This is a genomic window from Streptomyces sp. NPDC001156 (assembly GCF_053598275.1).
In genome coordinates this window covers 132,339-144,507 of sequence record NZ_JBSFJX010000006.1, presented here as the reverse complement: position 1 = coordinate 144,507, position 12,169 = coordinate 132,339, and the positions used below count along the sequence as shown (strand labels likewise).

Annotated in this window: 9 protein-coding genes; all 9 read left to right on the top strand. The window is 70.8% G+C overall.

All coding sequences use genetic code 11. The annotated features are described in order from the left end of the window. Positions 1–81: 81 nt before the first annotated feature. Positions 82–645: a septum formation initiator family protein gene (locus tag ACWDA7_RS05615; RefSeq protein ID WP_450602891.1), complete on the top strand. Its 564-nt coding sequence runs from the start codon at positions 82–84 to the stop codon at positions 643–645. A 5-nt stretch (positions 646–650) separates the two neighbouring features. Continuing rightward, positions 651–2,648: a peptidoglycan D,D-transpeptidase FtsI family protein gene (locus tag ACWDA7_RS05610; protein ID WP_450602890.1), complete on the top strand. Its 1,998-nt coding sequence runs from the start codon at positions 651–653 to the stop codon at positions 2,646–2,648. Between the two features lie 216 nt (positions 2,649–2,864). Then, positions 2,865–4,385, top strand: a complete 1,521-nt coding sequence (locus ACWDA7_RS05605) for a UDP-N-acetylmuramoyl-L-alanyl-D-glutamate--2,6-diaminopimelate ligase (protein ID WP_450602889.1) — start codon at positions 2,865–2,867, stop codon at positions 4,383–4,385. Positions 4,386–4,389: 4 nt separating this feature from the next. Next, the gene (locus ACWDA7_RS05600) at positions 4,390–5,805 is read left to right on the top strand and encodes a UDP-N-acetylmuramoyl-tripeptide--D-alanyl-D-alanine ligase (RefSeq protein ID WP_450602888.1); all 1,416 of its coding nucleotides are present in this window, start codon (positions 4,390–4,392) and stop codon (positions 5,803–5,805) included. Beyond that, on the top strand, positions 5,802–6,875 hold the full coding sequence (mraY, locus tag ACWDA7_RS05595) for a phospho-N-acetylmuramoyl-pentapeptide-transferase (RefSeq protein ID WP_359389167.1): 1,074 nt from the start codon (positions 5,802–5,804) through the stop codon (positions 6,873–6,875). The genes ACWDA7_RS05600 and mraY overlap by 4 nt, the downstream gene beginning before the upstream one ends. After that, a complete protein-coding gene (gene murD / locus ACWDA7_RS05590) occupies positions 6,857–8,284 on the top strand; it encodes a UDP-N-acetylmuramoyl-L-alanine--D-glutamate ligase (RefSeq protein ID WP_450602887.1) in 1,428 nt (475 codons plus the stop codon). Before mraY ends, murD begins: the two co-directional genes overlap by 19 nt. Before the next feature lie 202 nt (positions 8,285–8,486). Next, entirely contained in the window at positions 8,487–9,821 is a 1,335-nt protein-coding gene (gene ftsW / locus ACWDA7_RS05585; protein WP_450602886.1) for a putative lipid II flippase FtsW, read from the top strand. 33 nt (positions 9,822–9,854) lie between these two features. Further along, positions 9,855–10,949, top strand: a complete 1,095-nt coding sequence (gene murG / locus ACWDA7_RS05580; protein WP_432926670.1) for an undecaprenyldiphospho-muramoylpentapeptide beta-N-acetylglucosaminyltransferase — start codon at positions 9,855–9,857, stop codon at positions 10,947–10,949. 185 nt (positions 10,950–11,134) lie between these two features. Further along, the gene (locus ACWDA7_RS05575; RefSeq protein ID WP_450602885.1) at positions 11,135–11,920 is read left to right on the top strand and encodes a cell division protein FtsQ/DivIB; all 786 of its coding nucleotides are present in this window, start codon (positions 11,135–11,137) and stop codon (positions 11,918–11,920) included. Positions 11,921–12,169 lie beyond the last annotated feature (249 nt).

Here is a 12,169-nt window from a genome sequence, read left to right as displayed (position 1 = left end):
CGCCCCCACCGGGCCACCTCGAGGGCGCCGGTTGCCGATGACGAGGGGACGTGCGGACGTGAACGCGCGGCGGGAGGGTGTGTGAGCGGGAAACCCGTACTCAAGGGGCGGGCCGCGCGGCTCGCCCGGCTGATCCCCGTCGGCGGTGGCTCCGGAGCCGCCCGCACCCCCTTCGTCCTGCTCGTCGTCGCATTGCTCGGCGGCGGACTCCTCGGGCTCCTGGTGCTGAACTCCGCGCTCAGCGAGGGGTCGTTCCAGCTCGACGACCTGCAGCGGCAGACCAAGAACCTCACCGACGAGGAGCAGGCGCTCCAGCGCGACGTGGACGCCTACTCGGCCCCCGACGCCCTTCAGCGCCGCGCCCGCGAACTCGGCATGGTCCCCGGTGGCGACCCCGCCTTCCTCAATCCCGGCGGCAGCGTCAAGGGCGCGCCCTCGGCCGCCCCCCAGCAGCCCGCTGCGAGCCCCGCCGCCCTGCGCCCGCCCGAGGTGCTCGGCTCCTACCCCAGCACGGCGGCGTCGCCGTCACCGAGCGGGCGCCCGGCGGCCGGCCCCTCGGCCGCGTCCGGCTCACCGACCGCACCCACCTCCCCGACGGCCTCCTCCACCCCGTCCGCACACCCCTCCACGACCCCCGGCAGGTGACGGAAGTGTCCGACAGGGAATCGCCTCGGCGCCGCGTGCCCGGCCCCGCGCGCCCCGACCCCCGGCGCCGCCCGGGTCCCGGCGCCCGCCAGAGCCCAGGCGCCCGGCAGAGCCCCGGTGCCCGCCCGAGCCCCGGCGCCCGCCCCGCGCGGCGCCCGGTCCAGGCCCACGGCGCCGCGCGGGGTGCCATCCGGCTCGGCAGCCCCCGCCCCCGGCTGCGGATGGTCGGACTCGCCCTGACCCTGGTGCTGATCACCTTTGTCGTTCGGCTGCTCCAGGTGCAGGCCGTGGACGCGAGCGCGTACGCGGCCAAGGCGGACCAGAACCGGTATGTCGGCCGCACCCTGGCCGCCGTCCGCGGCGAGATCGTCGACCGCAACGGCGTCGAGCTCGCGACGAGCGAGGACGCGTACGACATCACGGCCGACCCGACCCTGTTCAGCTCGGACTCGACCGGTGTCCCGGACGCCCCCGAGCAAGCCGCCGCGCTGCTCGCCCCGATCATCGGCCAGGACACCGACGCGGTCACCAAGAAGCTCAGGACCCCCCACACCCGCTATGCCCTGCTGGCCCACCGGCAGACCCCTCAGGTGTGGAACCAGATCAAGGACCTGAAGAACACGCTCGCGACCAAGGCCAGGACCGACAAGGGCACGGTCAACGTCCTCGCGGGCGTCCTCGCCGAGCCCACCACCAAGCGCGTCTACCCCAACGGCGACCTCGGCGCCGGGATACTGGGCTGGGTCAACGCCGAGGGCAAGGGGGGCGGCGGTGTCGAGCAGCAGCTGAACGAGGAGCTGGCCGGCAAGGACGGGAAGATCCGCTACGCCCAGTCGGGCGGGCGGCTGGTGCCCACCGCGGGCTCCGCCGAGACACCCGCCGTGGCCGGCTCCGAAGTCGAGCTGACCATCGACCGCGACATCCAGTGGGCCGCCCAGAACGCCATCACCGAGCAGGTGAAGCAGTCCAAGGCCGACCGGGGATACGTGGTGGTGCAGGACACCAGGACCGGCCAGATCCTGGCCATGGCGAACTCGCCCGGCTTCGACCCCAACGACCTGTCCAAGGCCAGTGCCTCGGCGCTCGGCAACGCGGCCCTCCAGGACGCCTACGAGCCCGGTTCCACCGCCAAGGTCATGTCGATGGCCGCCGTGCTCCAGGAGAACGTCGCCACTCCGATGACCCACGTCGTCGTGCCCAACCGGCTGCACCGCGGCGACCGGCTCTTCCAGGACGACATCGACCACGCGACCTGGGACCTGACGCTCAACGGCGTCCTCGCCAAGTCCAGCAACATCGGCACCATCCTCGCGACGGGCCAGCTGGGCAAGACGCAGCAGGACGCGAACCGGGTCCTCTACTCGTATCTGCGCAAGTTCGGCATCGGCAGCCCCACCGGCCTCGGGTTCCCCGGCGAGACGAACGGCATCCTCGCACCGCCGGACAAGTGGTCGACGTCGCAGCAGTACACGATTCCTTTCGGTCAGGGCGTGTCGATCAACGCGGTCCAGGCCGCATCCGTGTACTCGACCATCGCCAACGGCGGCGTGCGCGTCGAGCCCACCCTGGTGCGCGGCACGAAGGGCCCGGACGGCCGCTTCACACCGGCACCCAAGCCCGAGGAGAGCAGGGTCGTCAGCGACCGGACGGCGAAGACTCTCGCCCAGATGCTGGAGTCCGTCGTGGACGATCAGGAGGGCACGGGCACCAAGGCCCGTATCCCCGGCTACCGGGTGGCGGGCAAGACAGGTACGGCCAACCGCGTGGATCCGGCCACCGGCAAGTACCGCGGCTACACCTCTTCCTTCGCCGGGTTCGCCCCCGCGGACAACCCCCGTGTCACCGTCTACTGCGCCATCCAGAACGCCACCAAGGGCAGCTACTACGGCGGCCAGATCTGCGGCCCCATCTTCAAGCAGGTCATGGAGTTCGCCCTGAAGACGCTCCAGGTCCCGCCCACCGGGGCACCCGCCGCGAACCTGCCTGTCACGTTCACGCCATGATCAGCACTACGGGAAAGACCGACCAGGAACCAGCTCGTGACAACGATCACCCCAGATCCGGGAAACCACGCCCCGCCCTCGTCCCCGCCCACCCGTGCCGCACCACCGGACCACGCTTCGGCCGGGCTCCCTTTTAGCCCCGTCGGGGGTACTCCCGGTACGCTCACCGCCGTGCCACACGCTGATCAGTCCCCCACCACCCAGAAAGGCGCTTCCGTGACATATCCGGGACCGCCGCGACCGGTGCACGTCTCCGCCACGTCCCTCGCGGAGCTCGCCGATCAGCTGGGAGTCGCCGCCCCGGAGAACGCCGCCGAGGTCACGGGCATCACCCATGACTCACGCGCCGTCCGCCCCGGCGACCTGTACGCCGCCCTGCCCGGTGCCCGGGCCCATGGCGCCGACTTCGTCACCCAGGCCGCCGGCCTCGGTGCGGTCGCCGTGCTGACCGACCCGGCCGGCGCCGAGCGCGCCGCCGCCACCGGACTCCCGGTCCTGGTGGCCGACGATCCACGGGGGCGGATGGGCGAACTGGCGGCCACCGTCTACGGCGCCCCGGGACGCGACCTGCTCCAGATCGGCATCACGGGCACCTCCGGCAAGACCACGACCGCCTACCTCGTCGAGGGCGGTCTGCGGACCACCCGCAGCACCGGACTCATCGGCACCGTCGAGATGCGCATCGGCGACGAGCGCATCAAGTCCGAGCGCACCACCCCCGAAGCGACCGATCTGCAGGCCCTGTTCGCGGTCATGCGCGAGCGCGGTGTCGAGGCGGTCGCGATGGAGGTCTCCAGCCACGCGCTGGTCCTCGGCCGGGTCGACGGCTGCGTCTTCGACATCGCGGTCTTCACCAACCTCAGCCCGGAGCACATGGAGTTCCACTCCGACATGGAGGACTACTACCGGGCCAAGGCACAGTTGTTCACCCGCAGGCGCAGCCGCCTCGGCGTCGTCAACCACGACGACGAGTACGGCCGCAGGCTGGTGAAGGACGCCGACGTCCCGGTCGTCACGTACTCCGCCGAGGGGCACCCCGACGCGGACTGGCGTGCCGAGGACGTCAAGGTCGGCCCGCTGGACTCCACGTTCACCGTGATCGGCCCCAAGGACCAGCGCGTCGCCGCCAGGTCGCCGCTCCCGGGCCCCTTCAACGTGGCCAACACTCTCGCCGCGATCGCCGCCCTCGCCGAGGCCGGCGTCGACCCGCAGACCGCCGCCGACGGTGTCGCCGCGGTGCCGGGTGTCCCGGGCCGCCTGGAGCGCGTGGACGCCGGGCAGCCCTACCTCGCGGTCGTCGACTACGCGCACAAGACCGACGCCGTCGAATCGGTGCTGCGCGCCCTGCGCAAGGTCACCGAGGGCAAGCTGCACGTCGTGCTCGGCTGCGGCGGCGACCGGGACACCACGAAGCGCGCCCCGATGGGCGCCGCCGTGGCCCGGCTCGCCGACACCGCCGTGCTGACCTCCGACAACCCTCGCTCCGAGGATCCCCTGGCGATCCTCGCCACCATGCTCGAGGGCGCGGCGTCCGTACCCGCGCACGAGCGCGGCGAGGTGCAGGTCTTCGAGGACCGTGCCGCCGCCATCGCCGCCGCCGTCGCCCGTGCGCGGCCCGGGGACGCCGTGCTGGTCGCGGGCAAGGGCCACGAACAGGGCCAGGACATCGCCGGAGTGGTCCGTCCCTTCGACGACCGCCAGGTGCTTCGCGAAGCTATCCAGAAGACCCAGGGATGAACTTGTGATCGCCCTCTCCCTCGCCGAGATTGCAACAGTCGTCGGCGGGCAGATGCATGACATACCGGACCCGTCCGCCCGGGTCACCGGGCCCGTCGTCCGGGACTCCCGCGAGGTGGAGCCCGGTTGCCTCTTCGTCGCCTTCGTCGGCGAGCGCGTGGACGGACACGACTTCGCGCCCGCGGTCGTGCAGGCGGGTGCCGCCGCCGTCCTGGCGTCCCGCCCCGTCGGTGTGCCCGCGATCGTCGTGGACGACGTACAGGCCGCCCTCGGCGCCCTCGCGCGGCACGTCGTACGGCGGCTCGGGGCGACCCTCGTGGCCCTCACCGGCTCCGCGGGCAAGACCAGCACCAAGGACCTCATCGCCCAGGTGCTCCAGCGCAAGGCGCCGACGGTGTGGACGCCCGGCTCGTTCAACAACGAGATCGGGCTGCCGCTCACGGCTCTCAGCGCCACCGAGGAGACGCGGTTCCTCGTCCTGGAGATGGGCGCGCGCGGTATCGGCCACATCCGCTACCTCACCGGGCTCACCCCGCCGAGGATCGGCGTCGTGCTCAACGTCGGCACCGCCCACATCGGCGAGTTCGGCGGCCGGGAGCAGATCGCCCAGGCGAAGGGCGAACTCGTCGAAAGCCTGCCCTCCAAGGACGAGGGCGGCGTCGCGGTGCTCAATGCCGATGATCCGCTCGTACGGGCCATGGCGACCCGTACGCCGGCGAAGGTGCTGCTTTTCGGAGAGTCCGACGAAGCGGACGTACGCGCCGAGAATGTGCGACTCACGGACAGTGGACAGCCTGCCTTCAGCCTTCACACACCCTCCGGGTGCAGCGATGTGACCATGCGCCTGTACGGTGAGCACCACGTGTCGAACGCGCTCGCCGCGGCCGCCGTCGCCCATGAGCTGGGCATGTCCGCGGAAGAGATCGCCACCGCACTCTCCGAGGCGGGCACCCTCTCCCGCTGGCGGATGGAGGTCACCGAGCGCCCGGACGGCGTGACGGTCGTCAACGACGCCTACAACGCCAACCCCGAGTCCATGAGGGCCGCCCTGCGCGCGCTCGTGGCGATGGGCAAGGGGCGGCGCACATGGGCGGTGCTCGGCAAGATGGCCGAGCTCGGGGACGAGGCGCTCGCCGAGCACGACGCCGTCGGACGGCTCGCCGTCCGACTCAACGTCAGCAAGCTCGTCGCGGTCGGGGGCAGGGAAGCGTCCTGGCTGCAACTGGGCGCATATAACGAGGGTTCGTGGGGTGAGGAGTCGGTGCACGTGTCCGACGCACAGGCGGCGGTCGACCTGTTGCGCAGCGAGCTGCGCCCAGGAGACGTCGTGCTCGTGAAGGCGTCCCGGTCGGTCGGACTCGAGAGCGTGGCGCAGGCGCTGCTCGAGACCGGTGCCGAGGGTGAGGTTGCCGCCCGATGATGAAGCAGATCCTGTTCGCAGGAGTCATTGGTCTGTTCTTCACCCTGATCGGCACCCCGCTGCTGATCAAGCTGCTGGCCCGCAAGGGCTACGGCCAGTACATCCGTGACGACGGCCCGCGCGAGCACCACAGCAAGCGCGGTACGCCGACCATGGGCGGTATCGCCTTCATCCTGGCGACGATCGCCGCGTACTTCCTGTCCAAGGTCATCACCGGCAAGCCGCCGACCTTCTCCGGGGTGCTGGTGCTCGGCCTGATGGCCGGCATGGGCCTGGTCGGTTTCCTCGACGACTACATCAAGATCGTCAAGCGGCGCTCGCTCGGTCTGCGGGCCAAGGCGAAGATGGCCGGCCAGCTGATCGTCGGCATCACATTCGCCGTGCTGGCCCTGCAGTTCGCCGACGCCCGGGGCAACACCCCGGCCTCCACGAAGCTCTCCTTCGTGCAGGACTTCGGCTGGACCATCGGCCCGGTGCTCTTCGTGGTCTGGGCGATCTTCATGATCCTCGCCATGTCGAACGGCGTGAACCTCACCGACGGTCTCGACGGCCTCGCCACCGGCGCCTCCGTGCTCGTCTTCGGCGCCTACACGTTCATCGGCGTCTGGCAGTTCCAGGAGTCCTGCGCCAACGCGCAGACCCTGACCAACCCGGCCGCCTGTTACGAGGTACGGGATCCGCTCGACCTGGCGGTCGTCTCCTCCGCGCTGATGGGCGCCTGCCTCGGCTTCCTGTGGTGGAACACCTCGCCCGCCAAGATCTTCATGGGCGACACCGGCTCGCTGGCCCTGGGCGGCGCGCTCGCCGGTCTCGCGATCTGCTCCCGCACCGAGCTGCTGCTCGCGCTGCTCGGCGGCCTCTTCGTCCTGATCACCATGTCGGTGGTCATCCAGGTCGGCTCGTTCCGCCTCACCGGCCGCCGGGTCTTCCGGATGGCTCCACTCCAGCACCACTTCGAGCTCAAGGGGTGGTCCGAGGTCCTTGTGGTGGTCCGCTTCTGGATCATTCAGGGCATCTGCGTCATCGTGGGTCTGGGCATCTTCTACGCGGGATGGGCAGCGGAAAAGTGACCGACTGGCAGGGCAAGCACGTCACCGTCGCCGGACTCGGCGTCTCCGGCGTCCCGGCGGCCAAGGTGCTGCACGGGCTCGGCGCGATCGTCACCGTCGTCAACGACGGCGACGACGAGCGCGCCCGGGCGCAGGCCGCGGAGCTGGAGGCGCTCGGCGTCACGGTCCGGCTCGGCGACGGAGCGACCCTGCCCGAAGGCACCGAGCTGATCGTCACCGCACCCGGCTGGAAGCCCGACAAGCCGCTCTTCGGGGCCGCGGCGAAGGCGGGCGTCCCGGTCTGGGGCGACGTCGAACTGGCCTGGCAGCTGCGCGGCCCCGACGCCGCGCCCTGGCTCGCGGTGACGGGCACCAACGGCAAGACCACGACCGTGCAGATGCTGGCCTCGATCCTGAAGGCGGCGGGCCTGCGCACGGCCGCCGTCGGCAACATCGGGGTCTCGCTGCTGGACGTCGTCCTCGGCGAGGAGCAGTACGACGTCCTCGCGGTGGAGTTGTCGAGCTATCAGCTCCACTGGGCCCCGTCGCTCCGCGCCCACTCGGCCGCCGTGCTCAACCTCGCGCCCGACCACCTCGACTGGCACGGCTCCATGGAGGCGTACGCCGCCGACAAGGGCCGCATCTACGAGGGGAATCGGGTCGCCTGCGTCTACAACGTGGCCGACAAGGCGACCGAGGACCTGGTGCGCGAGGCGGACGTCGAGGAGGGCTGCCGGGCCGTCGGCTTTACGCTGGGCACGCCCGCCCCGTCCCAACTCGGCGTCGTGGACGGCATCCTGGTCGACCGCGCGTTCGTCGAGAACCGGCAGAAGAACGCGCAGGGGCTGGCCGAGATCTCCGACGTCAACCCGCCGGCCCCGCACAACATCGCCAACGCCCTTGCCGCGGCGGCCCTCGCGCGCGCCTTCGGGGTGCCCGCGCAGGCCGTACGGGACGGCCTGCGGGCCTTCACCCCGGACGCCCACCGCATCGCGCACGTGGCGGAGGTGGACGGGGTCGCGTACGTCGACGACTCCAAGGCCACCAACACGCATGCGGCGCAGGCCTCGTTGGCCGCGTACGAGTCGATCGTCTGGATCGCGGGAGGGCTCGCCAAGGGCGCGACCTTTGACGAACTGGTCGCCGCGTCGGCGAAGCGGCTTCGGGGCGCGGTGCTCATCGGCGCGGATCGTGCGCTGATCCGCGAGGCCCTCGCGCGACACGCGCCGGAGGTACCCGTCGTCGACCTCGAACGGACCGACACTGGGGCGATGCGTGCGGCTGTGCGGGAGGCACAACGGCTTGCACACGCCGGGGACACGGTGCTGCTGGCCCCCGCGTGCGCCTCCATGGACATGTTCGCGAACTACAACAAGCGCGGGGACGCGTTCGCGGAAGCGGTGCGCGAGCTCGGCTCAGCGGGCGCCTGACGGCGGGTCTCCGCCACGGCGGGTGCGCTTCGGGGACCCTTGGAGGGACGCGTGACTCGGATGTGGTCGGGGCGTCGTCGGCGGTTTCCCGCCGGCGGCACGGTGCCGTGCCAGCCGCTGCCGCCCTGGGGGTGCCCCCGGGACGGGCGAAGCCGAGCCCGGGGGAGGGACGTTCTGCGACGGCGGGATGGGGTGAGCGCCGGTGGCCGATAGCCGTACGGGCCGTCCTCCCGTCCAACGCACCCCCAAGCGGCCCGCAGGCTCCCGGGTCCCGCGCGACAAGGCGGTCGTCCGTCTCTTCCTCCGCGCCCGGCGGGCCTGGGACCGGCCGCTCACCGCCTACTACCTGATCCTCGGCGGGAGTCTGCTGATCACCGTGCTGGGGCTGGTGATGGTCTACTCGGCCTCCCAGATCACCGCGCTGCAGATGTCGCTGCCCGGGTCCTACTTCTTCCGCAAACAGTTCCTGGCCGCCTCCATCGGGGCCGTGCTGCTGTTCGTCGCCACCCGGATGCCGGTGAAGCTGCACCGGGCGCTGGCGTACCCGATCCTGGCGGGTGCCGTCTTCCTGATGGTGCTGGTGCAGGTGCCGGGGATAGGGATGGCGGTCAACGGCAACCAGAACTGGATCTCGCTGGGCGGTTCCTTCCAGATCCAGCCCAGTGAGTTCGGCAAGCTCGCGCTCGTGCTGTGGGGCGCCGACCTGATCGCGCGCAAGCAGGAGAAGCGGCTGCTCGGGCAGTGGAAGCACATGCTGGTGCCACTGGTCCCGGTGGCGTTCCTGCTGCTCGGGCTGATCATGCTCGGCGGTGACATGGGCACGGCCATCATCCTGACGGCGATCCTCTTCGGGCTGCTGTGGCTGGCCGGGGCGCCGACCCGGATGTTCGCCGGGGTGCTGTCCGTCGCCGCGGCCATCGGCTTCCTCCTGATCAAGACGAGCCCGAACCGCATGGCCCGCCTCGACTGCATCGGAGCCACCGAACCCCAGGCGGGTCCCGTCGACTGCTGGCAGGCCGTGCACGGCATCTATGCCCTGGCCTCGGGCGGAATCTTTGGTTCCGGACTCGGTGCGAGCGTGGAGAAATGGGGCCAACTACCCGAAGCGCACACCGACTTCATCTTCGCCGTCACCGGTGAGGAACTGGGTCTCGCGGGGACGCTGTCGGTGCTCGCCCTCTTCGCGGCTCTAGGCTATGCGGGTATCCGCGTGGCCGGACGCACGGAGGACCCCTTCGTGAGGTATGCCGCGGGAGGTGTGACCACCTGGATCATCGCTCAGGCGGTGATCAACATCGGCGCGGTGCTCGGCCTGCTGCCGATCGCCGGTGTCCCCCTCCCGCTGTTCTCCTACGGGGGATCCGCCCTGCTGCCGACCATGTTCGCCATCGGGTTGCTGATCGCCTTCGCGCGCGAGGAGCCCGCTGCGCGGGCGGCGCTTGCCATGCGGCAACCCCGCTTTGGTAGAAAGCGGTCTGGAGGCGCCGTGCCCAACCGGGGGCCTCGGAGATGGAACACGATGCGACGGCGTGCCTGAGTGGCGCGTCCGTCCGGAGAGCGGTGAATTTCGGTGCATGTCGTACTCGCCGGTGGGGGGACCGCCGGCCACATCGAGCCCGCGCTCGCCCTCGCGGACGCTCTGCGCAGGCAGGACCCGACCGTGGGGATCACGGCCCTGGGTACTGAGCGCGGCCTGGAGACCCGGCTCGTCCCCGAGCGGGGCTATGAGCTCGCGCTGATCCCCGCCGTCCCTCTGCCGCGCAGGCCCACCCCCGAGCTGATCACCGTCCCCGGGCGGCTGCGTGGCACGATCAAGGCGGCGGAGCAGATCCTGGAGCGCACCAAGGCGGATGCCGTCGTCGGATTCGGCGGCTATGTCGCCCTACCCGGCTACCTGGCCGCCAAGCGGCTCGGGGTGCCGATCATCATCCACGAGGCCAACGCACGGCCCGGTCTGGCCAACAAGATCGGCTCGCGGTACGCCGCCCAGGTCGCCGTCTCCACCCCGGACAGCAAGCTGCGGGGCGCCCGCTACATCGGCATCCCGCTGCGCCGCTCCATCGCCACCCTGGACCGTGCCGCCGTACGCCCGCAGGCCCGCGCCGCGTTCGGGCTCGACCCGAACCTGCCGACACTGCTGGTCTCCGGCGGCTCGCAGGGCGCCCGCCGGCTGAACGAGGTGATCCAGCAGGTCGCCCCGTACCTCCAGCAGTGCGGTATCCAGATTCTCCACGCGGTCGGCCCCAAGAACGAATTGCCGCAGGTGCACCAGATGCCGGGGATGCCGCCGTACATCCCGGTACCGTACGTGGACCGGATGGACCTCGCGTACGCCGCGGCAGACATGATGCTCTGCCGCGCGGGCGCGATGACCGTCGCCGAACTGTCCGCCGTCGGACTTCCGGCCGCCTATGTTCCGCTGCCCATCGGCAACGGTGAACAGCGGCTGAACGCCCAGCCGGTGGTCAAGGCCGGGGGCGGGCTGCTGGTCGACGACGCGGAACTCACGCCCGAGTGGATCCAGCAGAACGTTCTGCCCGTGCTCGCCGACCCGCACCGGCTGTACGAGATGTCCCGTGCCGCCGGTGAGTTCGGCCGCCGGGACGCCGACGACCTGCTCGTCGGCATGGTGTACGAGGCGATCGCCTCGCGTCACCACCAGTAACGCATCGGTGAGTGAGCCGAAGGGGCGCGCACCGGTGCCGGGAGGTCGTGGGGTTCCCCCGGCTCCGGCAAGGCCGGGACACCGGGGGAACGCGGAAGCCCGCAGGGCTGAGCACGACCGGGCTCCCGGCACCGGACGGCGTGCCCCGGAGGCGAACCGCACCGGAACGAGGGAAGGCAGGGAGCGTGGCCGGACCTACCACCGCCGAACGCGGCGAACGGCAGAAGTTGGAGTCCGTTTCGCCCCGGCTGTCCCGTCTGCGGCGATTGCTCCGTCTTCGTATGCTCATCATCCTTACGCTCGTGGTGGTGTTGGCGAGCGGTGGCTCCATCTGGCTGCTGTACGGCTCTCCGTGGCTGCGCGTGCAGCATGTCTCCGTCTCCGGCACGCGCGTCCTCAGCCGCGCCGAGGTGCGTGAGGCGGCCGGCGTACGGCTCGGAACGCCCCTGATTTCACTCGACACCGATGCGATCGAGGCACGGCTGCGCCGGAAATTGCCCCGAATCGACTCGGTCGAGGTCGCCCGGTCCTGGCCGCAGGGCGTCGGGCTGAAAGTGACTGAGCGTACTCCGGTTCTGCTCGTAGGGAACGCCGGAAAGTTCATCGAAGTGGACCGGGAAGGCGTGCGGTTCGCCACGGTTTCGAGCCCTCCGAAGGCCGTTCCCACGCTGCAATTGACCGTGGGGCACTCCGCCGCTCAGCGGCGCTTCGGTGTCGGCAGGCTCGACCGAGCCGCGGCCCGTGTGGTCCAGGATATTCCCGCCGCAGTGGCCCGCGACGTGAGGAACGTCAAGGTCGGCTCCTATGACTCCATCTCCCTGGAGTTGAGCGGCGGGCGGACCGTCATGTGGGGCAGTAGCGAGAAGGGCCGGGCGAAGGCGGTCACGCTGATTGCGCTGATGAAAGCGGCTCCCGGCGCCCGGCACTTCGACGTGAGTGTTCCCACCGCCCCTGCGTCATCGGGGAGTTGACGCCCGTCGAAACAGGCCCGCACCCTGATTGGGCAGCGCTACGGCTGATCACATAGGGTGAAAAGAAAGACGGGAGGTTCGGCGTGTTCGTTGAACGTGCGCCACTTGTCGACTTAGTGTCCTGTTCGGAAGAGTCCAAGGAACAGACACACTGGTAACCCTAAACTTCAGGGTTAGGGTTCGGGTCGGCGTTCGGACCGTCCCATTCGGCATCAGCCGTCGGGCCGCGGAGCACCCGCGGGACGGCGG